This is a genomic window from Arthrobacter sp. Y3223151, assembly GCF_059091125.1.
This window is the reverse complement of the sequence record NZ_JBNHGI010000007.1, coordinates 110,613-135,966: the sequence shown is the minus strand read 5'-3', so window position 1 is coordinate 135,966 and position 25,354 is coordinate 110,613. Positions and strand designations below refer to the sequence as shown.

The 25,354-nt window shown below is 69.7% G+C and carries 23 protein-coding genes; 10 read left to right on the top strand and 13 right to left on the bottom strand.

Annotated elements, in window-relative coordinates:
* Positions 1-2: 2 nt before the first annotated feature.
* Together htpX and AC5RUP_RS11610 are read right to left on the bottom strand one after the other, a co-directional pair.
* The gene (gene htpX, locus AC5RUP_RS11615) at positions 3-872 is read right to left on the bottom strand and encodes a zinc metalloprotease HtpX (RefSeq protein WP_494155211.1); all 870 of its coding nucleotides are present in this window, start codon (positions 870-872) and stop codon (positions 3-5) included.
* Between the two features lie 142 nt (positions 873-1,014).
* Positions 1,015-2,295 carry an MFS transporter gene (locus tag AC5RUP_RS11610; RefSeq protein ID WP_494158566.1) on the bottom strand — a complete coding sequence of 427 codons (1,281 nt, stop codon included), beginning with the start codon at positions 2,293-2,295 and terminating at the stop codon, positions 1,015-1,017.
* A 227-nt stretch (positions 2,296-2,522) separates the two neighbouring features.
* Here AC5RUP_RS11610 and AC5RUP_RS11605 point away from each other — a divergent pair, with 227 nt between their 5' ends.
* On the top strand, positions 2,523-2,984 hold the full coding sequence (locus AC5RUP_RS11605; RefSeq protein ID WP_494093155.1) for a Fur family transcriptional regulator: 462 nt from the start codon (positions 2,523-2,525) through the stop codon (positions 2,982-2,984).
* Positions 2,985-4,484: a catalase gene (locus tag AC5RUP_RS11600; protein ID WP_494132155.1), complete on the top strand. Its 1,500-nt coding sequence runs from the start codon at positions 2,985-2,987 to the stop codon at positions 4,482-4,484. It begins immediately after the preceding gene.
* 77 nt (positions 4,485-4,561) lie between these two features.
* On the opposite strand, the gene AC5RUP_RS11595 is transcribed toward AC5RUP_RS11600, so the two are convergent.
* Positions 4,562-4,894: an ankyrin repeat domain-containing protein gene (locus tag AC5RUP_RS11595; RefSeq protein WP_494154946.1), complete on the bottom strand. Its 333-nt coding sequence runs from the start codon at positions 4,892-4,894 to the stop codon at positions 4,562-4,564.
* Between the two features lie 160 nt (positions 4,895-5,054).
* Positions 5,055-5,642: a TetR/AcrR family transcriptional regulator gene (locus AC5RUP_RS11590; protein WP_494158565.1), complete on the bottom strand. Its 588-nt coding sequence runs from the start codon at positions 5,640-5,642 to the stop codon at positions 5,055-5,057.
* 314 nt (positions 5,643-5,956) lie between these two features.
* Here AC5RUP_RS11590 and AC5RUP_RS11585 point away from each other — a divergent pair, with 314 nt between their 5' ends.
* Entirely contained in the window at positions 5,957-6,196 is a 240-nt protein-coding gene (locus AC5RUP_RS11585; protein WP_494154338.1) for a hypothetical protein, read from the top strand.
* Positions 6,197-6,271: 75 nt separating this feature from the next.
* Here AC5RUP_RS11585 and AC5RUP_RS11580 read toward each other — a convergent pair whose 3' ends face one another.
* From AC5RUP_RS11580 to AC5RUP_RS11545, 8 genes are all read right to left on the bottom strand, one after another.
* Positions 6,272-7,699 (bottom strand): FAD-dependent oxidoreductase, encoded by a 1,428-nt coding sequence (locus AC5RUP_RS11580; RefSeq protein ID WP_494064800.1) that lies wholly within the window; start codon positions 7,697-7,699, stop codon positions 6,272-6,274.
* A 180-nt stretch (positions 7,700-7,879) separates the two neighbouring features.
* Positions 7,880-8,953, bottom strand: coding sequence for a hypothetical protein (locus tag AC5RUP_RS11575; protein WP_494154337.1), 1,074 nt, complete (start codon positions 8,951-8,953; stop codon positions 7,880-7,882).
* Position 8,954: 1 nt separating this feature from the next.
* Positions 8,955-10,100, bottom strand: coding sequence for an SseB family protein (locus tag AC5RUP_RS11570; RefSeq protein WP_494154336.1), 1,146 nt, complete (start codon positions 10,098-10,100; stop codon positions 8,955-8,957).
* 36 nt (positions 10,101-10,136) lie between these two features.
* A complete protein-coding gene (locus AC5RUP_RS11565; RefSeq protein WP_494154335.1) occupies positions 10,137-10,664 on the bottom strand; it encodes a hypothetical protein in 528 nt (175 codons plus the stop codon).
* 14 nt (positions 10,665-10,678) lie between these two features.
* Positions 10,679-13,957, bottom strand: coding sequence for a glycohydrolase toxin TNT-related protein (locus tag AC5RUP_RS11560; protein ID WP_494158564.1), 3,279 nt, complete (start codon positions 13,955-13,957; stop codon positions 10,679-10,681).
* A gap of 59 nt (positions 13,958-14,016) precedes the next feature.
* A complete protein-coding gene (locus AC5RUP_RS11555; RefSeq protein ID WP_494091425.1) occupies positions 14,017-14,394 on the bottom strand; it encodes a DUF6507 family protein in 378 nt (125 codons plus the stop codon).
* 48 nt (positions 14,395-14,442) lie between these two features.
* On the bottom strand, positions 14,443-14,748 hold the full coding sequence (locus AC5RUP_RS11550; RefSeq protein ID WP_493979873.1) for a hypothetical protein: 306 nt from the start codon (positions 14,746-14,748) through the stop codon (positions 14,443-14,445).
* Between the two features lie 122 nt (positions 14,749-14,870).
* Positions 14,871-15,218: a hypothetical protein gene (locus AC5RUP_RS11545; protein WP_493939538.1), complete on the bottom strand. Its 348-nt coding sequence runs from the start codon at positions 15,216-15,218 to the stop codon at positions 14,871-14,873.
* Between the two features lie 260 nt (positions 15,219-15,478).
* Here AC5RUP_RS11545 and AC5RUP_RS11540 point away from each other — a divergent pair, with 260 nt between their 5' ends.
* The 7 genes from AC5RUP_RS11540 (at position 15,479) to rarD (ending at position 24,834) form a co-directional block, all read left to right on the top strand.
* Positions 15,479-15,799, top strand: coding sequence for a hypothetical protein (locus AC5RUP_RS11540; protein WP_494129054.1), 321 nt, complete (start codon positions 15,479-15,481; stop codon positions 15,797-15,799).
* A gap of 2 nt (positions 15,800-15,801) precedes the next feature.
* Complete coding sequence (gene eccD, locus AC5RUP_RS11535; protein ID WP_494158563.1) at positions 15,802-17,127, top strand: type VII secretion integral membrane protein EccD; 1,326 nt, start codon at positions 15,802-15,804, stop codon at positions 17,125-17,127.
* Positions 17,128-17,147: 20 nt separating this feature from the next.
* Positions 17,148-18,248 carry a nucleotide-binding protein gene (locus AC5RUP_RS11530; RefSeq protein ID WP_494158562.1) on the top strand — a complete coding sequence of 367 codons (1,101 nt, stop codon included), beginning with the start codon at positions 17,148-17,150 and terminating at the stop codon, positions 18,246-18,248.
* Positions 18,245-22,300 (top strand): type VII secretion protein EccCa, encoded by a 4,056-nt coding sequence (eccCa, locus tag AC5RUP_RS11525; protein ID WP_494158561.1) that lies wholly within the window; start codon positions 18,245-18,247, stop codon positions 22,298-22,300. The genes AC5RUP_RS11530 and eccCa overlap by 4 nt, the downstream gene beginning before the upstream one ends.
* The gene (locus AC5RUP_RS11520; protein ID WP_494155216.1) at positions 22,293-22,724 is read left to right on the top strand and encodes a hypothetical protein; all 432 of its coding nucleotides are present in this window, start codon (positions 22,293-22,295) and stop codon (positions 22,722-22,724) included. The genes eccCa and AC5RUP_RS11520 overlap by 8 nt, the downstream gene beginning before the upstream one ends.
* Before the next feature lie 8 nt (positions 22,725-22,732).
* On the top strand, positions 22,733-23,725 hold the full coding sequence (locus AC5RUP_RS11515) for a DUF6177 family protein (RefSeq protein WP_494158560.1): 993 nt from the start codon (positions 22,733-22,735) through the stop codon (positions 23,723-23,725).
* Positions 23,726-23,790: 65 nt separating this feature from the next.
* Complete coding sequence (gene rarD / locus AC5RUP_RS11510; protein ID WP_494153936.1) at positions 23,791-24,834, top strand: EamA family transporter RarD; 1,044 nt, start codon at positions 23,791-23,793, stop codon at positions 24,832-24,834.
* On the opposite strand, the gene AC5RUP_RS11505 is transcribed toward rarD, so the two are convergent.
* Positions 24,831-25,238, bottom strand: a complete 408-nt coding sequence (locus tag AC5RUP_RS11505) for an SRPBCC domain-containing protein (RefSeq protein ID WP_494153935.1) — start codon at positions 25,236-25,238, stop codon at positions 24,831-24,833. The two genes, rarD and AC5RUP_RS11505, sit on opposite strands and share 4 nt — an antisense overlap.
* Between the last annotated feature and the right edge of the window lie 116 nt (positions 25,239-25,354).

The window sequence follows — 25,354 nt, the reverse complement described above, 5'->3', positions numbered from 1 at the left end:
CCTCAGTAGCCCAGCGGCCGTCCGGCCATCCGTTCCAGCCGCGCGACGCGGTCGTCCATCGGAGGGTGGGTGCTGAACAGTTTCTTCGCGCCGCCGCCCTTGAAGGGGTTGGCAATCATTAGGTGACTCGTGTTGACCAGCCTCTGGTCCTGCGGCAGCGGCGCCTGCTGCGTGCCGTACTGCAGCTTGCGAAGCGCCGACGCCAGGGCCAGCGGATCGTCGGTCAGCGCGGCGCCGTCCTCGTCCGCGTCGTACTCGCGGGTGCGGCTGACTGCCATCTGGATCAGCATGGCGGCCAGCGGGGCCAGCAGCGACATGGCGATCAGCGCAAGCGGGTTGGCGTTGCGGTCGCGGCCGCCGAAGAACAACAGGAACTGCGCGACCGACGTGATCACGCCCGCCACCGCGGCGGCCACAGAGGAGGTCAGGATGTCGCGGTTGTAGACGTGCATCAGTTCGTGGCCCAGCACCCCGCGCAGTTCGCGCTCATCCAGCAGGCGCAGGATGCCCTCGGTGCAGCAGACGGCCGAGTTCTTGGGATTGCGGCCGGTGGCAAAGGCGTTGGGGGCCATCGTCGGGGACACGTAGAGCCGGGGCATCGGCTGGTTCGCCCGCGCGGACAGTTCACGGACGATCCGGTACATGCCCGGCTGGTCGGCTTCGGTCACGGGGTAGGCCTGCATGCTGCGGATCGCGAGCTTGTCGCTGTTCCAGTAGCTGTAGGCGGTTGTGCCCACGCCGATCAGGGCCATGATCCAAATCCAATTGGCGCTGCCGGTCCCGCTGGCCAGCAGCGCGCCGATCGCCAGCAGGAGGGCAAAGAGCCCACCGAGCAGGCCGGCCGTTTTCAGTCCATTGAAGTGGTTGTGCACCGCTTATGAGTCCTCTCCCGCGCCCATCGGCCCCGTGTCATGCAGGCACAGGGCTCCGTCTTTCAGTGTATCCACCGGTCACTTATTCCAACGCCGGACGCCGGCGCCATGTTCCGCAGCCCCGGTCGGGACGGCCTGGCGGCTAGGGCTCGGGGTGCCTGTCGTTGTAGCGGGAGAACCGCGGCTGCAACCTGTGCAGCAGCCCGACGGCGCACACACACGCGACGCCGCCGGCGAGCGCGGCGAAACCTTCGCCCAGCCATTGACCGCCGCCGCCTGCGACGGCATCGCCGAGCCGCGGGCCGCCGGCCACCACCACGATGAAGATGCCCTGCAGCCGGCCGCGCATGGCATCCGGCGTCGCCGCCTGCAGGATGGTGTTGCGGAAGACGCCGCTGACCGTATCGGCCGCTCCCGCCGCGGCGAGGCAGAGGGCCGCCGGCACCAGCCATCCGCTCACGTCCCCGGCGGCCGCGGCGTTTGTCCGCCCGGCCATGACGACGACGGCGCCGAACCCTGCGACGGCGATGCCCCATACCACCACGCACCACAGCACCGCCAGCCCCTGCCGGCGGACCCCTCCCAGCGGCCCCGACAACACCGCGGCGATGAACGACCCGGCGGCGACAGCGGCCAGCAGGATGCCCGCCGTCGCCTCGCCGCCGCCGATGATGACCGCACCGATGGCGGGCATGAGAGCGCGTGGCTGAGCCAGGACCATCGCGGCCATGTCCACCAGGAACGTCATGCGGATGTTGGGACGGGTGCGCAGGAACCGGAAGCCTTCGGCCACCGAGCGCAGGCCGGCCTTCCGGACCTCGCCTTCGGGCGGGATGGGCGGGAGCTTGACCACCGCCCAGATGGCCGCCGTGAACGTGAGGACGTCGAGGGTGTAGGTCCAGCCGAAGCCCACCCCTGCCACCAGCACCCCGGCCGCCAGCGGACCAATGGTCATGCCCAGCCCGAACGTCATCATGGTCAGCGCATTGGCGGCCGGCAGCATCTCGCGCCGGACCAGCCGCGGCACGATGGCGCTGCGGGCCGGCTGGTTGAGCCCGGCCGCGGCCGAATGCACCGCGATCACCAGGTACAGCAGCCACACCTGTTCCAACCGGAACCACGCCTGCAGCGCAAACACGGCGGTGCAGGCCCACAACACCAGGCCGGAATAGAGCGCCACCTTGCGCCGGTCGTAGGCATCCACCACGGAGCCGCCGTAGAGGCCGGCCAGCACCAGCGGGATCAGCCCGACGACGCCGACGCCGCCCACGGCCAAAGTCGACCCGGTGAGCTGGTAGACCTCCAGGCTTACCGCCACTGCCGTCAGTTGCGCACCGATCGCCGAGAGCGAGGTCCCGATCCACAACCGACGGAAATCCGGGCTCTCCTTGAGCGGCGCCGTATCGGCGAACAACTTGGGCATGGCGGAGATTCTAGTTGCCCGCAGCACCTTTCCTGGGCGGTTCGCGCCCCGGCAGCCGGCGTGGCGCCCGGGCGGACAGCGCGCCGGCCGGGGTGAGCCGGCGGCCCCGGAAGCCGGCGTGGTGCCCGGGCGAGGCGAGCCCGACGGCCGGCGCCGCCGTCGTCATGATTGGACTCAGTCCAGATAATTTTCTGGACTCAGTCCAAAAAAGGTGACAGAATCGTTTCATGGTCGAGATGAGGGATCCGGAGGACTTGTTGCGCGAGGCGTCGCTGCGCGTGACCCGTCCGCGGGCGGCGGTGCTGGAAGCAGTCCGCGCGCACCCGCATGCCGACGCCGACACCATCATCGGTGTGGTGCGGGACGAACTCGGCGGCGTCTCCAAGCAGGCCGTCTACGATGTGCTGGCGGCGCTGACGGACGCCCGGCTGCTGCGCCGGATCGAGCCCTCGGGGTCCCCGGCGCGGTTTGAGGCCCGGGTTGGCGACAACCACCACCACGTGGTGTGCCGGTCGTGCGGCAATATTGCCGACGTCGACTGCACCGTGGGCGAGGCACCGTGCCTGACGGCGGCCGACAACCACGGTTTCGCGATCGACGAGGCCGAGGTCACCTTCTGGGGCACCTGCCCCGCCTGCACTGCCACGAAAGACCTTCAATTGGAAGATCCGACAAGGAGCGATAACTAAATGGCTGATAACACCAAGCCGTTGACAACTGTTGCGGGCGCGCCCGTAGCCGATAACCAGGACAGCCTGACCGCGGGCCCCCGCGGCCCGATGCTGCTGCAGGACGTCTGGTTCCTGGAGAAGATGGCCCACTTCGACCGCGAGGTCATCCCCGAGCGCCGCATGCACGCCAAGGGCTCCGGTGCCTTCGGCACCTTCACGGTGACCAACGACATCACCAAGTACACCAAGGCCAAGATCTTCTCCGAGGTCGGCAAGAAGACCGAACTGTTCGCCCGCTTCTCCACCGTCGCCGGCGAGCGCGGCGCGGCCGACGCCGAGCGTGACATCCGCGGCTTCTCGGTCAAGTTCTACACCGAAGAGGGCAACTGGGACCTGGTGGGCAACAACACCCCCGTGTTCTTCTTCCGCGACCCGCTGAAGTTCCCGGACCTGAACCACGCAGTGAAGCGTGATCCGCGCACCAACCTGCGCAGCGCGGAGAACAACTGGGACTTCTGGACCAACCTGCCGGAGGCCCTGCACCAGGTCACCATCGTCATGTCCGACCGCGGCATCCCGGCGTCCTACCGCCACATGCACGGCTTCGGCTCGCACACCTACAGCTTCATCAACGACGCCGGCGAGCGCTACTGGGTGAAGTTCCACCACCGCACGCAGCAGGGCATCAAGAACCTCACCGATGCCGAGGCCGCCGCGCTGGTGGGCGAGGACCGCGAGTCGCACCAGCGCGACCTGCTCGAGTCCATCGACCGCGGCGACTTCCCGAAGTGGAAGCTCATGGTCCAGATCATGCCCGAGGCCGACGCGGAGACCTACAAGTACCACCCGTTCGACCTGACCAAGGTCTGGTCCAAGAAGGACTACCCGCTGATCGAGGTTGGCGAGTGGGAGTTGAACCGCAATCCGGAGAACTACTTCGCCGACGTCGAGCAGGCTGCCTTCACCCCGGCCAACGTGGTTCCGGGCATCAGCTTCTCGCCGGACCGCATGCTGCAGGGACGCCTGTTCTCCTACGGCGACGCGCAGCGCTACCGCCTGGGTGTCAACCACCACCAGATCCCGGTGAACTACCCGCGCGGCGCCGGGCTGGTCAACTCCTTCCACCGTGACGGCTCCATGCGCGTCGACGGCAACCAGGGCGCGACCCCGGGCATCGAGCCCAACGGCTACGGCCGCTGGCAGGAACAGCCGGCTTACCGCGACCCGGCCCAGGCCGTGGGCGCCGTGGCCGACCGGTTCAACTTCCGCGAGGACGACGACAACTACTTCGAGCAGCCCGGCATCCTCTTCCGCGAGAAGATGACCGCCGAGCAGCGGCAGGTCCTCTTCGAGAACACCGCCCGTGCCATCGACGGCGCTTCCCAGGCGACCATCGAACGCCACATCGCCAACTGCACCAAGGCCGACCCGGCCTACGGCGAAGGCGTGCGCAAGGCCATCGAGGCCCTGCAGGCCGGCAAGATCTCCCCGGTCGACGTGAACACCGACTCGGCGTAACACCCCAGCCTGACCAGGCATGAAACTGCCCGGGACCGCCTCAACGGCCGGTCCCGGGCAGTTTTTCGTTCCAGGCCCTACTTCTCCAGGAGGTGCCCGCGGCCGAACATCTTGGCGGCGTCGCGGGCGCTCGGGGTGCCGGCATCCAGGTCCGCCCCGGCCGCCAGCAGCCTGGCCACCACGGCGTCCTCACCCTTGAACAGGGCACCGGCGATCGGCGACTGGTCGCGCACGTTGCGGATATCGGGGTTGGCCCCGCGTTCCAGCAACATGCCCACGGTCTCTTCCTGCCCGTGGTAGGCGGCCAGCATCAGCAGGGTGTTGTGGTCGGAATCCAGCGCATCCACAGGCAGCCCGTGGTCGAGGAACTCCGCGAGCTCGCCGGTCTTGCCCTCGCGGGCGAGGTCCATGGCGAGGGCAACCACGCGTCGGGTCTGTTCTTCATTGAGCGGTATATCGTTCGTCACTCCCCCAGACTATGCGAGCCCCTGCCCAATCACGACGGCGGAGCGCGCCTTCCGTCCTTCGACGGACCCTGTGCGGCGCGTCCGGCGGCGCCGCGTGGACTTCTCAGGCTGCGGCCGCGAGGAAACGTTCCAGGAGCAGGTTGAACGCCGCCGCCGGCTCTCCGGCCTGGTCGGCAACCACCTGCCCGAACCACAGGCCGCACACGCCGGCGGCGAAGAGCGTTCCTTCGGCCGCCGCCGTCTGCTCCCCTGCCCCGCGGGCCCGCAGCCACCCGGTGGCGGCATCGCGCCAGCGGACGAACCCGGGCGGTCGCAGGGGCGGCACCGGATCGGTGGTGTGCCTGGCGGCCGCCTGCTGGATGGCGGCTTCGAATCCCAGGCGCTGCAGGGCGCGGCTGTGCGGCGTCTGCGAGTGCTCCCACACCTGGAGCAGCAACTGCCGCAGCTCCGGGACCGCCAGGCCGGCCAACTGCTCCGGCGACGGCGCGGAGAGATCGGCCTCGACCCGTTGCACTATCTCCTCGAGCAGCTGTTCCCGGTGCCCGAAGTGATAGACCAGCATGTAGCTGCTGATGCCCAGGGCTTCGGCCAGCGGGCGGAAGGACAGGTCCGCCAGGTTCTTGTCCTGCAGGTAGGCCAGGATGTCCTCGAGCAGCTGCGGCTTGCGCTGCGGGTTCTGCGGTCTGGCCATGCGGGGTGCCCTGCCTCCTTCTACGTGGGACCTGAAGCGCGCCGACGCAGGGCGGGCGCTGGTGGATGCGGCCGGCCATCGGCTCGGCTTCAGCATAGTCGTTGCGGGCCGCAGATCGCCCGCGGGCCGGATCGCCCCCGCCGGGGCGGGGCTGCTCCGGGGGTGGCCCCGAGGTTGAGCGGGCCGCACCGTCCTTCCGCGACATGCCGGAACGCCTCGCAGATAAAGGGCCGCCGGCTCCCATACTGGGTGAAAGGGCAGAAACGCGGAATTGGACCGGCCAGCCGCCGGCAGTGAAGCGGGCGAGGATGGCGATGGTAGCACCAGTACAGTCCCTGCTGCAGCGGTGCGGCGGCCGCTTCCGGACCTGGCTCCACCGCCCGGACTCGGGAAGCCCGCCCGGACCGGATGCTTCGCTCCCGGATCCGTACCAGGCGCTGCTCAGCAGCCTGCGTTCCACCTATCCCGAAGCCCGCCTCAGCACCCCCGGCGACGACAAGGTCCGCGTGGAGCTTCCCGGCGGCGACGTCCTGCGCTTCTACCTCAAGCGCTAGCCGCGCACCGCGCGCCGGTGCGGCGCCGGGTCGGGCGAGCTCCCCGCGCTGGGCCGGGGCACCCGGTTCCGCGGGTCAGTGCTGCGAGATCTTCACCATTTCTTCGCGCGGGACCACCTTGACGCGCTCGCGCTCGACGGCGGGAGCATCGCCGTCGTTGTTTTCGGGGACGAAGGAGGCACCGAGCTCACGCTCATGGGCATCCAGCTTCAGCCAGCCTTCCCAGGTGGTGTAGGCGACGCCTCGCTCCTCGAGCAGCTTGATGATGGCGTCCTCGGCGGGATTGGAGGCGGCGGGCAGGTCCAGCCGGTCCTCGAGCAAGAAGCCGATGGTCTCCAGCGCATCGCCCTTGGTGTGGCCGATCAGGCCCACCGGCCCGCGCTTGATCCAGCCTGTGGCATAGATGCCCGGCACCGGGTTGCCGTCTTCGTCCAGCACGCGCCCGCCCTCGTTGGGGATGACGCCGCGGCGGGCATCGTAGCCGACCTCGGGCAGCTCGGAGCCGAAGTAGCCGATGGCCCGGTAGACGGCCTGGACCGGGTATTCGACGATTTCGCCGGTGCCGCGGACGTTGCCGGTGCCGTCCAGTTCGTTACGCTCGAACTTGATCGCCGCCACGTGCCCGGCGCCGTCGCCGCTGCCTTCCACGATCTCCACGGGCGTGTGCAGGAAGTGCAGGTGCAGGCGGCGGGAAGCGCCGGTGTCCTGTTCTTCCACCAGCCAGTTGGTCAGGGTGTTGACCATCGTCTTGGTCTGGTTGTTGGAGCGGATCGCCTCGTCGGAGCCCTCGTCGAAGTCGAAGTCCTCCGGGTAGAGCACGATGTCCACGTCGCGCGAATGCGAAAGCTCGCGCAGCTCCAGCGGGGTGAACTTCACCTGCGCCGGACCGCGCCGACCGAAGACGTGCACATCGGTGACGGGCGAGTTCTTCAGGCCGCGGTAGACGTTCTCCGGGATCTCGGTGCTGAGCAGGTCGTCGGCGTGCTTGGAGAGCATGCGTGCCACGTCCAGGGCCACGTTGCCGTTGCCGATGACCGCGATTTCCTTGGCCTCCAGCGGCCAGTCGCGGGGCACATCCGGATGGCCGTCGTACCAGGACACGAAGTCGGCGGCGCCGAAGGATCCTTCGAGCTCAACGCCGGGGATGTCCAGCTCGGCGTCCTGGATGGCGCCGGTCGCGAAGATCACCGCGTCGTAGAAGTGCCGGAAGTCGCTCAGCGTCAGGTCCCGGCCGTAGTCGACGTTGCCCAGGAAGCGGATGTCGCCGCGGTCCAGCACCTTGTGCAGGGCGTTGACGATGCCCTTGATCCGAGGGTGGTCGGGGGCCACGCCGTAGCGGATCAGGCCGTAGGGCGCCGGGTAGCGGTCGAAGAGGTCGATGCTGACCTCGAAATCCCGCTCCGCCTTGGTGAGGATGTCAGCGGCGTAAACGCCGGCTGGTCCGGCGCCGACGATAGCCACCCTCAGGGGACGCTGGGTGATGGCCTCGGCAGAGTTAGACACGGGCAGTCCTTCTTCTTCGGGAATCCTCCTGCGCAATAAGCGCACAGTTTCCTATTCTAAATGCCCGCCGGTTTCCCTCCTAACAGTGTGCCGCGTATCTCACTGGCTCCCGGGCACCGGCGGTGCGTGGCCCGGGCCAGGGACCGGGCGGCCCGTCAGGCTTGCCGCATCATCCGGCCCTCAGCCGGCGGCTCCCAGCCGGTCCGGGCCGAACAGCGGCGACCCGTCGTCCGACTCGATCGATGCCAGCAGCTCATCGATGGGCGCCCCGGAGTAGTAGGTCAGGTGGCGCGCCCCGGTGCCGGCCGGGAAGAAGGCCCGGAACTCCCCCCGCTCGCTGGTGCCGGTGAGGGTGACGGGGTAGGCCTGGTCGGGGTCCTCGACCCGGCAACCGTATCGGTCGGTGTAGGGCAGGAAACCGTCCCCGGCGTCCGCTGCCTCCAGGAACCGGTTCGCCCGGCCGCTGAGGAACAACAGGCAACGCGTGAGGATGTCAGGGTCCTCGGTGCGCACGTAGGACCTCTTCCGGTCCGCATTGTCGTGCGGCATGTCAAAGTCCAGGATGTACCCGTTGGCGGTCGCGCTGACGGTCGTGCGCTCTCCGGCCGCGTTCATGAACGCCCACTGATCGTCACGGATCAGCGGTTCGGCTATGGCGGCGTACTGTGCGGCCTTGTCCATCCGTTCGGGCGGCAGTTCCGCCAGCCGGCCCGGCAGCCCTTGGAGCACGTGGCCCGGCCTGCCCGGTCCGAACAGCGGGGCACCGTCCGCCGCGACGAGTGACACCACGAGGGACTCCAGCGGAAGTGCCGCGTACCGGGTGAAGATCCGCGCATCCCGTGCCACCGGAAAGCCGGCGGTGACGGTGCCGCCGGGTCCCGTACGTTCGAGCACGGCAGGCGACTTGTGCGGCTTGCTGCGAAACGTCCAGCCGCCGGAATCGTCCATCCCCTGGTCGGAGAGGGCGAGGAAACGCAGGCCGCGGCGTTTGCGCTGCCAGAACGCCGCCCGGAACAACAGGCAGCGCAGCAGGGCCTCCGGGTCCGTGGTGCGGACGTATTCCGGCCTCCCGGGCCAGTAGGGCGCGATGACGTCCCGGAAGACGAAGCCGTCGGCCTCGGCCGCGACGGACATCCGGAAGCCGTAGTCGTTCCGCACGGTCCAGGCGCCGTCCTCCAGGGAACTGCGGCCCCCGAACCACTCTGCTGCCGTCGCCAGCAGGGCTTCGTCCAGCTGCCCCAGGTGGGCGGCCATGTCAGAAGTCCGAGGCGCGGAGCAGCGCTTCCGGGCCGGCGGGGTCCACCACCATCGACAGTTCGGGCCTCTGGCGCAGCATGTCGATGGCCCAGGTTGCCGGCACTTCCCTGAATTGCGCCGCCGGCCGGAAAGCGGCAACTTCCGGCCCGGACGAGAACACGGGAAGAATCGGCCCGCCGTCCTGGTCCTTGAGCAGGATCGGGCCCCCGTCGGAGCCACCCTCGCCCGAACGGTCAACCGCCAGAACGACGGCGCCGGGCCGCTTGAGCTCTTCCGCGACGGCGTCGGTGCCGCCCTGGCCCGCCACGGCCCGCTTCAGGCCGACATTGGCCAGGCTCCCGGCCGCGAAGCCGATCTCCCGACGACCGAGGGCGCAGGCGGGGCCCGCGGGATTGATGTAGAGGTAGGCAATGTCCCGGTGGCCGTCGACGAACCTCAACAGGTCCTCGCCGGGCTGGACCCAGGACACCGGTGCCCCCGGCCGGCCCGTGGAGGCACGGAATTCGGCCAGCTTCTCCTGTGACGTGAAGGCGAGCACGGCTGGCGAACCGTGGACTTCGACGACGCTGATGCCTGGGCGCCCGGGGTTGTCGGTGGCATCGAGCAACACTTCGCTGCCAATCAGGTGGCGCAACACATTGACTGCCGCCGCCTTCCCCGGATTCTCGCTGAATTTCGCCACGGCGTCGGCGACCAGGCGGTTGTCCAGCCCGCGCCGGCCGTCCTGTTCCTGCTCCGCTTCTGACGCGGGCCCCTGGTCGGCCGGTTCTCCCAGACCGAAATCGGGTGCGGGCTGGTCGAAATTGAAGTAGGTGTCCAGCGAGTATTTCGGTTCCGGCCAGTCCCGTGCGGAGAGGTTCACGGCTGCCGAGCGCCAGGATTCTCCGTTCTCCCCCGCGCTGAGGCTGTGCAGTTCGACGGCGGCGTCGAAGGGCGCGGTGCCGGGCTGCAGGGCGCCGGCATTGGCCGCGGCCATGCCCCCGCGCTCTTGGGTGATGCGCATGAGCATGGCGTCAGCGGATGGTTTAAGCTCCAGCACCATCCGGTCCCAGCCGGGCTCGGAGTTGACCGCCTGCAGCATCCAGCCGGCGAGAATCTCGGCCAACTGCTCTTGGCGGAGCAGCACAGGCGTCTGTTCGGACATGGGGTGGGTTCCTTCTTCCGGGAGGGTGCGGGAGAGCTACTGGGCGGGATCCTGGAAGGGAGCCCGTTCACTGCCCAGCACCAGCTCTTCGGTCGCCGGGTCAAGATACGGCACATCCAAACCGTTGCTTTCGAGGATGTCGCGCATCCAGCCGGGAACCCGTTCCCGTTCGCGCGGGAACAGGGCCAGCTCGGCCTGGACCGCAGCGGGAGGTACGGGCATCTGGAGGGCGCCCGGGGCAGGTTCCAACGGCTCAGTGTCGAACCGTTCGAACCGCGGCTCTTCGTCCGGGACCAGGGTTAGCCGGGCGGCGAACCATGTGCCCTTGCCCTTGGTGTAGCTGGCGGCTTTGTCCGACTTCAGCGCCCTGCGGTCCAGCGGCACGGCGTCGGAGAAGTCAATGCTGACCCATGCGCCTTCAGCCGTCTGTGCCATCTCCGTCCAGGAGACGGTTGCACCATAGATGTCGAACTCCAGCCGGATCTCCTGATAGGTCCGGAACCGCGAAGAGGCCGCGGTTGCCATGGCCGACAAGAATTCGTCGGAGAGCAGCTGTGATGTCACGGGAAGTACATTCCTTAGTTTTCGAAGTCGAAGCGCCGGGTTTGGCCGTTAACCGTTACCTTGAGTTCCACCATATGTGGAACACGGTTTCCCCCACCAGCATCGTAGATCGGGCGGACGTCCCAGGTGACCGAGGGCTTGCTGCCCCCGGGAGGCACGTTGCGGAGTCGGTCGCGGATCCACAGCTCGGTGTCATACCAGGTGTCGGCGGCCCCCGTCACCCGCAACCGCTCGATGGGCGTCAGGGCGCCCAGGCCGAGGTTCCGGTTTTGGATGTTCAGCTGGGGAATCAGGTTGATCTTCTCCCCCGGTCCGCCGAACATGGCTGCGAGGAGGTGGCCGCCGTCGTAGTCGCCGCCGCCGTTCCCTCCAACGTGGGTCTGGTTGCCCGGATGCCGCCAGGTGTCGGCCTGGTTTTTGGGGAAGTATTCAAGGTCGTGGGCGTGCAGTGCCGTGGGGCGCCCGAACCCGTCGGTGTGGACCACGATGTTGCCGTCGATGTGGTAGCGGACGTTGGGCCGCGGGTTGTTCAGTTCGGGATTCCAGTTGCCCTTGGATCCGCTGGGAGCCTCGATCTGCTGGATGTGGCCGGCGGAGTTCGTGTAGAACTTGCCGCGGCCATCCACCTCGTAGACCATGGTGGGTTTCAGCGTGATGCCCTGCTCTTCGACCGCGTCAACGACGGATTTCCGTGCGGACAAGTCGAGGTCGTGCTCGGCCAGCAGGTCCACCGGATCGCCCGCGTTGCGCGCCCACGGCGGGTCGAACTGGCGCGGTCCGGTCTCGCGGACGCCTTCCCTGCGGATCAGCTCGTCGACGCCGAGGGCTTTGGCTTCGGGCCCCTGGGTGGTGTCGAGGAACCGCAGCTGGGTTCCGCCGCCCGGGCGCCCGAAGGCCGGGGCGATTTCGGAGACCTCGATCTTGACGCCCTCGGGCAGGCGGTCAAGCTCGAAGTGGTGCAGCTCCTTGCCGAGGGTATCGACCGGCAGCCCGCGCATGTGCCACGGGGTTCCCTCGATGGCGAGGTAGGCTCCGCCGTTGGGACCGATCCGGTCCAGCTGGACATTTCCAAAGTCTGCCTGCAGCTCGTCGTAGGACGAGTACGTCCGGATGGATCCCTCGACCGCCCCGGCGTTGTCCGGATAGGCCGCCCGGTACTCGTCCGGCCGGAATTCGTCCAACTCGCTGTACCGGTTCGCGTATTCGGCTCTGTCCAAGGGGTTCCCGAGCTCGTCGGTGCCATAGGCGGGCTGCGAGCGGTCCACGATGGCGTCGAGGTCGCTGTTGATGTCCAGGCGGCCGTGCTGGTCCTTGGGCAGGTCCGCCCAGTCCGGCATTTCGACGTCCTGGTAAAGGTCATCGGCCCGGTGCTGGCCGTACCTGGCGTGTGCCTCCGGGTTCTGGATCGCGTCGGGCACAGCGGTGCCGTGCTGCGGTTCCTGCGGATGGCGGAAGCCGTCGTCGACGCGCTGTCCGTTCACGTCATAGCCGTTGACGCCGTCGCCGGCCGCCGCAGCGGCCGCCTTGGAGGTGGCGGGATCGGGTTCCGGGGCCGGGGCCCTGGAGGCGGGAGCATCCGCTCCTGCGTCGGGAGTACGTGCCGGCGTCTCCGCGTCGGGAGTACGTGCCGGCGCCTCCGCGTCGGGAGTACGTGCCGGCGCCTCCGCGTCGGGAGTACGTGCCGGCGCCTCCGCGTCGGGAGTACGTGCCGGCGCTTCACCGTCCGGAGTTTGGCGCGGCGCTTCAGCGTCGGGAGTGCGTGCCGGCGCCGGGTTGGCCTCCGGCGTCTCGATCCGCTGGCCGTACTGCGGCGGGCCGGAACGCTCCGGCACGGTGTAGCCGCCGGTGCGCGACGGCGGTTTGGGTCCGTCCGCGTCGAAGTTCATGATGGTGTTGGTGTTGGCGTTCCGGCCGGACGGCGTCTCCACATCGAACCGGTGCCCGGTGGTGTAGCCGCCGCCCGCGGTGGCCAGGCGCGGGCCGCCCAGCGCGTTCGCCAGGTTGTCCGTGCCGGCGCGCAGCGACGTCGTGAAGTTGTCCGCGCCGGCGCGCAGGCCCGAGGCGGCGTTGCGCAGCCCGTCGGTGAAAGCGTGGCCGGCGGTGCTGACGTAGGGGCGGACCGTGCCGGTGACCGTCTTGAAGCCGCTGGTCGTGACATCGATGGCCGTGAACTTGAAGTTGGTGGAGAAGTCGATGGCGCGGGTGGTCAGGCCCGCGGTCTTGGACAGGCCGGAGAAGTCCAGCACCTTGGCCGCTGCCCCGCCGGCCCGGCTGACCGCGGTGACCTTGTTGGCCACGCCGCCGGCCTTGGCCACGGCGCCGCCGCCGGCGGTCAGGAGGATGGCGGAGAGATCGAACGCCGTCGCGCCGGCGGCGTAGGCCGGGTCGCGCTGCCAGTCGTCCCAGTGGATGGCCGCCTTGCCGACGGCCAGCAGTTCCTCGCCCGCCTTCTTGGCCGTGCCCGGGCCGCCGATCGACTCGGCCACGACCGCGGAGATCGGACTGGAGACGATGGCCACGTTCAGGGCGATCTGGCCGATGCCCTTCCACGTGGCGGCGAAGGTCTCGCCGTCGGTGAAGTTGACCATGTTCCACAGGCCGGTCACCGTGCCGGTGATCCCGCTCCAGACGCCCTTGCCGAAGGACACCATGCCGTCCCAGACGTCCGCGTACCACGGCTTGTCCCACTCCGTCGGCTTGCCCCAGGGAATGTGGCCCTCGCCGGTCGCCGAATCAAGCTGTTCTGCCGAGTAGCCGTAGGCCTGCTGGCCGGTACCGGGGCCGTCCTGCGTGGTTTCGACCAGCGTGATGCCGCCGTAGAGCGCGGCAATCGCGTTGGCGCAGGTGCGCTCGGCCGCCATGTGCTCGGCCGCCAGCGCGTTGGCGTCCCTGAGGATCCGGTTGTCGTCGTTGACCAGGTCCTCGTCCTTGCGCCAGTCGCTGCCTTCGTCGGCGATCCGCGCCCGCACGCCGTGCCAGCGGGCCACCAGCGCGTCGTAGCGCGAGGTGAAGGTGTCTGCCCAGTCGGCGAACGCCTCGATGGCCGACTTGATGGCCGCGGTGTCGGACTTGATGTCCTCGGTGGCGGTCCTGATCGGTTTGACCGCGACGTAGACCTGCGGGGCCTCCGGCGACTTGTAGACCGCTTCCAGCCCGCTCCAGTCGCTCTCGATCAGTTCGACGGCGTCGTCAATGTCTTCGGCCTTGTCGTCCAGCGCCTTGGCGTGGGTGCGCAGCAGTTCCGCGTCGGGCCGCTGCGGGTATTCCTCGGCGTAGGGATCCCAGGCCGTCATTGCTTCCCCTTATTCGGTGCGTGAGACTTGATGTTCGTGAAAATGGCGGGACCGGTCGATCAGAGCGCCAGCGGAGTGGGTCCGTGCGGCCGGTGCGGACGCGAGGCGTCTCCCTCCTCGGGCAGCGTCCCGATCAGGTTCTGGGCGTCTCCGGCCATCTGCGCGTCCCCCATGACGTAGGAATTCACCGCGTCCATGGTGCCCTGGAAGGTGGTCTGCAGCCGTCCGGCGACACTGTTCAGGCCCGGTTGGACGGTCTTCTCCGCCCAGCCGTTGAGCGCGTCCATCACCGGGCCGGACTTGGCGGCAGCGATGATGTCGCTGACGGCGGTACCCAAGGCCGGGAAATCCGTTTCAAAGCTGTCGGCCCGCCCGCTGGCGGTGGTGACGATTGTTTGGACTTTGGTGGGTTCGATGTCCCAGCCGTCGAGTGCCACTGCTGATTGCCTTTCGTGCCGGACGTTGGCGGACTGAATGCTGCCGGTCTAGATGTTGGCGATCTTTGCGCCGGCCGTCTTGATGGTGTTGCCGGCGGTGCTCTTGGCGTCCTCCAGCAGCTTGTGCACGTCCGCCATGATGCCCGCGAACGCGAACCCGGCGTCTGCCCAGGCCTGCTCCACCCGGTCGTACTGCTCTGCGATGTCGGTGGCCTGGAACTTGGCCTGCAGGTCCGCGGCGTCCTTCTTGCGGGTTTCCACCAGCGCGTTGAGCTTCTTCTTCACCCGGTCCAGGTTGTCCTGGGCCTGCGATGCCCCGCCGTCGGAGAAGGCGTATGAATTCTGGTCTGCCATGATGTTTCCTTCCTCATGCCCGGCCTCGGCCGGAAAAAGATCGTCTGTGAATCAGTGCCGCGTGAGGGGCGGGGGCCCTGATGCCCTGAGCCGGTGCCGCCTGCCTGCTTCCGGGGCCGCGGCTAGCCGCGGTTGCGGAAGACGGCGTCGTCCCAGGCCGCCTTGCCCTCGGTGGCATCGGCGTCGTCGGCCTGCTGCTGCTCGCCCAGCTGCATAGTGGTGTTGACCTCGGACTGGCCCTGCTGGATGGAGACCAGCGATTTCTGCAGCCCGGACGCCACCATGTTGGCCCGGCCCATAATGCCCTTGAACTTCTCCCAGAAGTCGCCGGCGGTGTTGCCGCGCATCGGCTCGGGGACTGCCTCAAGCTCCTTCATCAGCGCCTGGAGTTCGGTATCGGCCGCCGCACTGGCCTTCCCGGCGTCGACAAACGCGCTCTTTTCCATCTTGATGAACTGGTTGCCGCTCATTGCTCCACCTCCGTGCCCCGTCACGGGGCTGTAGCTGCCGCTTCCGCCGGCGGACGCCTGCTGCGTCCGCGGTGCGCCGGGTTGCCGCCCGGCCGGTTGTCTTCGAGCGTTCCCCGCCTTTACCATAGAACGCGCTGGCCCGCACCGCGTCAATCGAACTTAATGGGTACATCTCCCCATCCTGCGCGGGACACGCGGGAATTTATCCATCGTTTGGAGCGATAAGCTCGGTAGGCGACGCACCGCTCGGGAGGAGAGACGTGGCCCACGATTACGACAACCAGCTCATTGAGTCAGTGGCCGTCCGGCGTGCCCGGCTGACCACGGCGCTGCTGTACGGCGCGAACCCGCTCCAGCGGCGCTGGAAGTCCAGCGTGCGCACCTTCTTCTTCAGCATCGCCATGGCGGCGGTCATCGCCGCCGTCTGCGTGGGCTATTCGTTCGTGACCAACCTGCTGGAAGACCTGCGGCAGGAACGGCAGCAGCGGACGCAGTCCGCCGTCGTCCTCCACCTCGGTGGCCATCCGGCGGACGACGACGGCGCCCGCCTGCCGCCCGTCCCCCACCGAGGAGCCGCTTGAGCATGGCCGAAACCTTTACCCGCGTCACGGTGGCCGGGCCACAGCGCCATGTGGACGTCCTGCTCCCGTCGCAAACTCCCGTCGGCCTGCTGCTGCCGCAGGTCCTGGACCTGCTCGACGACCAGCCGGCCGCCGCCGTCGCCGTGAAAACGCTGATCACCCCCGCCGGCGATCCGGTCCGCGAGGACGCGTCGCTGACGGACGCGGGCATCGCCGACGGCGCCATGCTCCGGCTGGTGAATGTCTCCGAGGCCCCGCCCGCACCGGTGGTGTACGACATCACCGACGCCGTGGTGGAACAGACCGAGGACATCGGCGGCCGCTGGACCGAGCGGGTCCGCCGCGGGACGGGCGCCGTCTTCGCCGCCGCCGGACTGTATCTGGGCGTGCACCTGCTGCTCGACGGCGCCGCCGCCGCCATGGCCGCGGCCGTCTTCTTCGCGCTGGCCGCGGTGCTGCTGGGCGCCGGCATCTATCTGGGCCGGGTAACCGCCACGGTGCTGGGCCCGCTGCTGGTTGGCACGGGCTGGCTGCTGGCCCTGGGCGGCGTGCTGCGCCTGCCTGCCGACCCCGGGACGCACGTGCTGCTGGCCGCTGCGGCGAGCGCCGTGGCACTGGTCGGTGCCGGCCTGATCTCGCAGCGTCCGCGGGCGCTGATGTCAGCCGCGGGCCTGCTCGCCCTGCTCACCGTTTTCTGGGCCGCCTCGCTGGCTCTCTTCGGCGACCCGGTGCGGGCCGCCGCCGTAGCCGCGCTGCTGAGCTGCGCGACCCTTGGCCTGCTGCCGCAGATCGCCCTCTCCACGTCCGGGCTGGCCACGCTGGACGACCGGCGGTCCAAGGGCGGCCGCATCGGCCGCACCGACGTCCACGTGGCCATCGGCTCGGCGCACCGCGGCCTCAGCTTCGGCACCGCGCTGGCGGCGCTCTCCGTGGCCGCCGGACTGTGGATCCTGGGAACGGACACCGAGTGGCAGGCCTGGACAATGCCGCTGATAGGTTGCCTGGCCCTGGCCACCGGGCTGCGGGCGCGCGCCTTTCCGCTGGCCACCGACCGGATCGCGCTGTACCTGGCGGCCGCCGCCGGCACGCTGGCCCTGGCGCGCTCGGTGCTGGCCTTCTCTCCCGGGCACGGCTGGTTCGTGGCGGCCGGCCTGCTGGTGCTGGCCATCGCCGTGGTGATCTCGCTGACCGTCACGCTGGCCGACCATTCCGCCGCGAAACTGCGCCTGCTGGCCAACCGGTTGGAGACGCTGGCCATCCTGGCCGCCGTCCCGCTGGTCATCGGCTTGTTCGGCGTCTTCGCCTCGCTGCTGACCACCTTCGACTGAGACAGGTTGGAACCGATTCCATGGAACCGATGTCGCGCAGGGACCTGATCGCCCGGGAGAATACCGCCACCGGGCACGTCCCGGCGGGCCCTCCCCCGCACGCTCCCGTGTCCCCGGCCGCCCCGTCCGGTGCGGGCCGCCCCGGCCGGACACAGGTGGCCGACCCGTGGAGCACGCCGGCTCCGGCCGCCGGACCCGCCGGGCCCGGCCCATTCGAGTCCGATGCCGAACAGCGCCGCCGCCGCCTGCGCGGCCGGCGCGGCGAGCCCTGGCTGGTCCGCACGGCCCTGGCGGCGAGGGGCCTGCTCTCCTCCGACGACTACCCGCGGCGGCTGGTCGCCGCCACGGCCGGCGCACAGGCCGCCGTCAGCACGGGGCGCCGGATCGCGGTGATCGGCAGCCGGGGCGGGGCCGGGAAGACCACGACGGCGGCGCTGCTCGCATCGCTGTACGCGGCGGCCCGGCAGGACACCATCGCGGCCGTCGACCTGGCGCCCGCCGGCGGGACCCTGGCGCTGCGGCTCGGGGTGCCGGAGGCACCGGCGATCGACGACGCCGCGGCCGTCCTGCACTACTCCCCCGCCGCAAGCGCCGAGGACCTGCGCCGGCAGCTGGCCGCCGCCGGGCCCAACCTCTGGGTGGCCGGGGAACGTGCGCTCGGCGGGCACGCCGGCCATGCCGCGCTCTCCGCGGCCGGCCAGAACATCTCCCGGTACTGCCCGGTGGCGGTTTACGACTGCGCCACCGGCCCGGGCGAGAACCCGGACACCAACTGGGCCATCGGCGTCGCGCAGCTGGCCGTGCTGGTGGCCCCCGCCTCGGTGGCCGGGGTCCAGGACGTGCGGCGCACGGCGGCCGCGTGGGCGGCCACCCCTGAGCTGGCCGGGACCGGCCTGCTGGCCGTACTGACCCGCACGGATGCCGATGCCCCGCTGGATACGATGGCCGAAGCGAAGCTGCTCGCGCGGGACGGAATCTCCGTGCTGCCCCTGGGATACGACCGGCACCTGGCCGGCGGCGTGGAACTCGACCCGGGCCTGATGTCCCGCGCCGTCCGGCTGCAGGCGGCCGAACTGGCCTCCACGGCGCTGGCCCTGGCGATGGAGCACACCGGCCGATGAGCGTGAAGATCTTCCACCGGCCGGCCCGGACCACCGCCCCGGCTCGCGAGGCCGCCCCCTTCAGCCTGGAGGCCCCGCCGCCCATGGGCGAGAAGGCCGGCAGGATGAACGCCATGGCGCTGATCCCGCTGCTGGGCGCCGGATTGTCCATGACCGTGATGATGCTCTTCCGCGGCAACAGCCTGGCCGCCGTCGGCGCCATCGCGATGATCGTGACCGTTGTCGCGTCCATCGTCATGATGCTGGGCCAGCGCGGCCGGGCGGCCCGCGCCCGGGCCGAAGAACGCGACCGCTACCTGGAATACCTGGAGGAGTCCCGGGCCACGCTCCGCGCGGACGAGCAACGCACCATCACCACCGCGCGTACCAGCAACCCGGAGCCCACCGCCCTCTTCGACATCATCCGCAACACGCAACGGCTCTGGGAGCGGCGGCGCGGCAACGAGGACTTCCTGCACGTGCGGATCGGCTCCGGCGAACGGATCAGCCGGCAGATCACCATCAACGAGCAGGGCCCGGCCACGGCCCAGCGCGACACCTTCATGGACAACGAGGTCCGGATCCTGCAGCGGCGGTATGAGACGTCGCCGGATTTGCCGCTGACCCTGCCGCTGGACTCGGCCGGCAACATCAGCATCGTCGGCTCCCGCGGGTTCGTGCTCAACGCCGCCCGGAACCTGCTCGCCGAGGCCTGTGCCTTCCACTCGCCCGAGGACCTGCACGTGGGGATCGCGGCCGGCGAAGACCGGCTGGGCGACTGGGACTGGGCCCTGTGGCTGCCGCATCTGGCGGACCAGAAGCAGGCCCACGCCACCGGCCCGGTCCGCCGGGTGGCCCGGTCCCTGGACGAACTCGGTACCGTGCTGGCCGACGAGCTGAACCGCCGCGCGGTGGTGGCTGCCGAATCCTCCAAGAACGCCCGGGGTGCCAGCCAGCACCTGCCGCGGCTGCTGGTGCTCGCCGACTGCTACGGCGGGCTGCCCGAAGAACTCGTGCTGACGGACCGGCATGCCGGGCTGGCCCACCTGGGCATCACGGTGGTGTATCTGGTGGCCGACCGCGGCCAGGAGCCCGGCGAGGTCGGCGTGCGCGTCACCCAGGCCGGTCCTGCCGCGAATTCCGCGGCCTCCGGCGCCCCGCCGTCGGACTCGGGATTCACGATCCAGAACTACCGCGAGGATCCGGTCGAACCGGTGGTGGAACAGGGAACGCTGGACCCCCTGGCCGTGCCGACCGCCGAGGCGCTGGCCCGGGAACTGGCGCCGATGCGGCTCTCGGCGGACTCGCTGGAACACAACACCGCCGCCAGCTCGGACAGCTTCCTGGACATGCTCGGCCTGAGCCCGGCGCTGGACGAGGCGGACATCAGGCGGCTCTGGAAGCCCCGCAGCGAAGTGGACTTCCTGCGGATCCCGCTGGGCCCCGACGACCGCGGCCGGCCCGCCCTGCTGGACCTGAAGGAATCGGCGCAGTTCGGCATGGGCCCGCACGGGCTCTGCGTTGGCGCCACCGGCTCCGGCAAGTCGGAGATGCTGCGGTCGCTGGTGCTGGGACTGCTGGCCACCCATCCGCCGGAACTGCTGTCCATGGTGCTGGTGGACTTCAAGGGCGGCGCCACGTTCGCTCCCTTCGCCGACGCGCCGCAGGTCTCCGGCGTGATCACCAACCTCGCCGATGACGCGAGCCTGATCGAACGCATCTACTCCAGCCTCAACGGCGAGGTGGTCCGGCGGCAGGAAGTCCTCAAGGCCGCCGGCAACATCGCCAACATCACCGACTACCAGCTGCACCGGCAGGAACGGCTCACCCGCGGCGAGGCCATGGAGCCGCTGCCGCACCTGGTGGTGATCATCGACGAATTCGGCGAACTGCTCACCGCCCGGCCGGACTTCATCGACCTGTTCCTCTCCATCGGCCGGATCGGCCGGTCCATCGGCGTGCACCTGCTGTTGAGCAGCCAGCGGATCGAGTCCGGCAAGCTGCGCGGGCTGGAGACCTACCTGTCCTACCGGATCGGGCTGCGCACGCTCTCCGAGTCGGAATCTCGCACCGTGCTGGACACGCCGGACGCCTTCCACCTGCCGCCGGTCCCCGGCTACGGCTACCTGAAGGTGGATACCACCGTCTACACCCGGTTCAAGGCGGGCTACGTGTCGGGCCCGCTGGAGGATGTCCAGGCCCTGGAGGCGGAGGAAACCGCCGGCGACGACGGCCCCCGGGTGCTGCCGATGCCCACCTATGCGGCCAGCCTGGAGCGGGCGGACGACGCCGGCGCCGCTGCCGCCAGGCCGGCCCGTACCGGGGCGTCCAAGCGCACCACCGGCCCGACCGTCCTGTCCACCCTGATGGCCACCCTGGCCGGGTTCCCGCGCGCCGTGGATCCCATCTGGCTGCCGCCGCTGCCGGCGGCGCTGGCACTGGACACCGCCGCCGGTTCGGTGACCACCACCAGCCAGGGCATCCGGCTCGCCTCCGGCGGCGCGCTGAAGGTCCCGATCGGACTGCTCGATGACCCGGCCAAGCAGTGGCAGGGCGTCTGGGAACTTGACCTGAAGTCGGCGGGCGGCAACGTGGCCATCATCGGCGGACCGCAGTCGGGCAAGAGCACCGCGCTGCGCACCATTGCGGCCTCGCTGGCCCTGACCCACAGCCCGCAGGAGGTGGGCATCTACTGCGTGGACCTGCTGGGGAACTCGCTGATCCCGCTGGAGGGCCTGCCGCACGTGGGCGGCGTGGCCGTGCGGACCAACCGCGAGGTAGTCCGCCGCACGGTGGAAGAAGTGCTGGCCATGCTCGGCGAGCGTGAGATCGTCTTCGAGAAGTACCAGGTGGATTCGCTGGCCACCCTGCGCAGGCTGTGCGCCCAGGGCAAGATTCCCGAGCTGCCCAGCGCCGACGTCGTGCTGGTCCTGGACGGCTACGGCTTGCTGACCGACGAATTCGAGGACATCGAACCGGCCGTGCACGCGCTGATCGCCCGCGGCGGCGGCTACGGCATCCACGTGATCACCACCGCCAACCGGCAGAACGAGATCCGGCTGGCCCAACAGTCCTTCTTCGGCACCAAGATCGAGCTGCGCCTGGCCGATCCGGCAGATTCCTCCTACGGCCGCAAACTGGCCGAGACCATGCCCGCCGACCGGCCGGGCCGCGCGCTGACCGAGGCCAAGCTTTTCGGCCACTTCGCGCTCCCGCGCATCGACGGCGTGGCCGACGCGGACACGGCCACGCAGGGCACCCGGGACATGGTGGCAGCCGTCGCCGCCTCCACCGATGCCCGCGCCATGCAGGTGCGCATCCTGCCGCAGGTGGTGGAAGCCGCCCAGCTCGAGGTCCCGGCGCTCCCGGGCCTGTTGCCGCTCGGCCTGCGCGAGACCGACCTGGGCCCCGAAATGCTGGACCTCGTCCGCGGCGAGCACCACCTGATCGTGATGGGCGACGAGCAGTCCGGCAAGACCAACCTGGTCCGTTCCCTGGTCGCCTCGCTGGTGGCGCAGTACCCGTCCCGGGACCTGGTCTTCGCCGTCTTCGATCCCCGCCGGGCGCTGGCCGACGTGGTCCCGGACGCCTACCTGGGCGGCTACGCGCCGAGCGCCGCCCAGGCCGAGCCGCTGGCCAACGCGATCGCCTCGGAACTGTCCAAGCGGACCGCCGGCGGCGACGCGATGCAGGACAGCATCGGCGAGGCGGACAGCATCCCGCGGATCGTCCTGCTCGCCGATGACTACGACATCCTCACGGCCGGCGGCGCCGGCCCGCTCCGCTCGCTGATCGAATACCTGCCGATGGGCCCGGAACTGCAGCTGAACGTGATCCTCACCCGCCGGGTGCGCGGGGCCGGCCGCGGCATGTACGAACAGTTCTTCGCCGCGCTGCGGGACTCCGGCAGCACCGGCCTGATCCTCTCCGGCGACCGCTCCGAAGGCGGCCTGCTCAACAACGTGCGCGCCCGCCGGCTGCCGCCGGGCCGCGGCCTGCTGGTCCGCTCCGGCGGCCCCGTGCAGACCGTACAGACCCTGTGGACCCCGCTGGAGGCGACCGCCAATGTCTAACACCGTCACCGTCGTCGCGCTCGATGAGCCGGACCAGGACGTCGTCATTGTTTCGCTGCTGGCCGTGGTGCCGCAGGAGTACGTCCGCGAGGCCGCCGGCAACGCCCTGCTGGAAGTCGAGGACGGCAACGGCACCACCCTGCTGGCCGTCGAGCTGCCGCGCCTGGTCCGGGTTCCCGGCGAGGTGTCCCGGCTGCTCGCCGGCGCCGCCGTGACCGCGATCGAGGGCACCCCGATCCCGTCGATCTTCTCCGACGACCCGGATTTCGCCGAGCCGGAGCACCAGGACCTGTGGTGGCAGGAGATCACCGTGCGCAACGGCATCCCCGACGGCGACTCGCTCGGCTACCGGGTGGCGCAGAATATCGCCGTGCGGTGCCGCGGCGCCGTCGTCGCCCACCAACTGCCCGGCTCCGGAGAATAGGGATGGGCATGCACGCCTCCGCCTTCGATTTCCACACCGAACGAACCGCCGTCGTCTTCCAGGACAAGCCGCTGGCGTTCCTCTCCCCCGCCCTCACCCGCGCGTATGTGGCCGCCCGCGGGTCGGAGCGCCAGTTCGTGGTGATGACGCCCAGCACCGGCAAGCTGACGCTGCCGCTGTACCAGCTGCTGCAGCGCGAGGGCTGCATTTGGATGGCCAGCGCCACGGACGGCACGTTCTACAACGGCTTCACCGGCCAGCAGTACCGCTGGGGCGGGGACGTCTTCGCCGCCGAGGAACAGTTGGCACCGGACTACCTGCAGGCGCCGGCCGGATCCGACGGCGTGATCCAGGCCCGCGGCGAGATCCTGCATCCGGCCAGCGCATCCACCCGCATCGGCGACTTCACCGCGGCGCTGTTCACCGAGTTGACCGGCGCCGGGCCGGTGGGCTGGGGCATCCACGAGCCGGTCAGCGAACCGTGGGACGTTGCCGACCTCACCGACTACTGCTTCCGTCTCGCGCCGATGACCGGCAACATCGTCGTGGTCGGCCGTCCCCGCCCCGGCACGGAGGTGCCGTCCATCGGCGTGCTCACCGTGACGCGCTCGTCGACGGGTGTGCACGAGTCGGTGGAGCTGTTCTGCGAATCGGTGGACCCGCTCAGCGACGACGAGCTGGCCTCCTTCGGTTCGGCCATGCACCGCGCCCACGCCCGCACCGCGCTGGCCGGGCACACCATGCTGCTGGACCGGCTGGCCTTTCCCGCGCGCTTCACCGGCGTCAGCGTCCCCGCGTGCTCGTTCTTCGGGCCGGAGGCGCTGGCGCAGTTCGGCCCGCAGCAGGCCCTGGCCGCCGCCGGCGAGCGCGCGCGGCTGGTGGGCGTCCCGCCGCTGCAGTCGCTCGCCGTCACCTACCACCGCGATCCCTCCGGGGGCCGCCAACATCCGCTCGACGAATTCAGCGAACTGGTGGGAAAGCTGGCCGGCGGAAAGTTCTGACGGCCGCGGCCGCACAGGGGTACGGTGGGTGGAATAGAACCCACCGACCGGAGGTTGTCGCCAGCGTGTCCAAGAACGACGGCGGTGCCACCTCGGAGCCCTCCTCCCCCGCCCGCGTCGCCGGGAGCCCCGATGGTGGCGTCAGCGCTGCGTCCCGCGGGCGGCGGGACACCGAGACCCGGGCCGGCATGGCCTACGGACTCTCGGCCTACGGCCTCTGGGGCATCCTCCCCCTGTACTTCACCGCCCTGATACCCGCCGGCCCGCTGGAGATCGTCGCCAACCGGATTGTCTGGTCGCTGCTGTTCTGCTTCCTGCTGATCACGGCGCTGCGCGGCTGGCGCACCTTCGGGGCCGCGCTGGGCAACAGGCGCACCCTCGGGACGTTGTCCCTGGCCGCCGGCCTCATCGCGGTCAACTGGTTGACCTACGTGTTCGCGGTGCTGAACGGACACGCCATCGAGGCCGCGCTGGGATACTTCATCAACCCGCTGGTCTCCGTGCTGCTGGGGGTCATCCTGCTGAAGGAACGGCTGCGCCCGGCGCAGTGGGCCGCCATGGGCGTTGCCTTCGCCGCTGTGCTGGTGCTTGCCTTCGGGTACGGCAACGTTCCGTGGATTGCCCTGATCCTGGCGCTCAGCTTCGGGTTCTACGGCCTGGTCAAGAAGAACATCGGCGGCCGCGTCGACGCCGTCACCAGCCTGAGCGTGGAAACGCTGGTGCTGACCCCGGTCTCCGTGGCCATCATGCTCATCCTGATGGCCGGCGGCCAGGCAACCCTGCTCTCCGAAGGCGGCGGGCATTTCTGGCTGATGGCCGCAAGCGGCCTGATCACGGCGCTGCCCCTGCTGTTCTTCGGCGCCGCCGCCCGCCGGCTGCCGCTGAGCACTGTCGGAATGCTGCAGTACCTGGCCCCCATCCTGCAGTTCATCATCGCCCTCGTCTTCCTGCACGAGCCCATGCCGTTGGAACGCTGGATCGGCTTCGGCCTGGTCTGGCTCTCCCTGGCCATCCTCACCACGGACATGGCCGTGGCCCTGAAGCGGGCGCCCAAGGCCGGGGACGAGCCGGCTGCCGCCCAGGCACCCCAGCCGCCCGCGGCGGCTTAAATTTCGGACAGCCCTTCGTACGTTGACCAGAATTCGGACATGGGTCGCGGCCGGCCCATGATCAAGTCTTCCAAGTAGAGAAGATGCGCGTGCCAGCCGGGCAGGTAATTGGCGGCTTCGCTCCCCAGCCCGTCGTGCGCCAGGTCCAGGTGGGTAGTACTGCCGACCGGGGTGAGGGTAATCCGCACCTGCGAAGCCGGCTCGTCCGGAAAGTCCCACGTCATGTGCAGCAGTTTTTCCGGTTCACATGCCAGAATCCGGCTGGTACAAAAATAGTTTTCCGCGTGCTGGATGGTCACCACATCCCCCACGACGAACCGCCCGGACGTTAACTTCCCCAGCCAATGAGGCAAGGCCTCCGGGTCTGTCAGACCCCACCAAAGACGGGCTGCGGGCACTGCCATGGACCACCTGTGGGACACGTGTCCCTTCGCCGCGTGAACGGCACGACTGATGAGAGGCATAACCGGAGGCTAACGCACCCTCCGGCACTTCGGCCCTGCCGCTTCGGCCCTGCCAC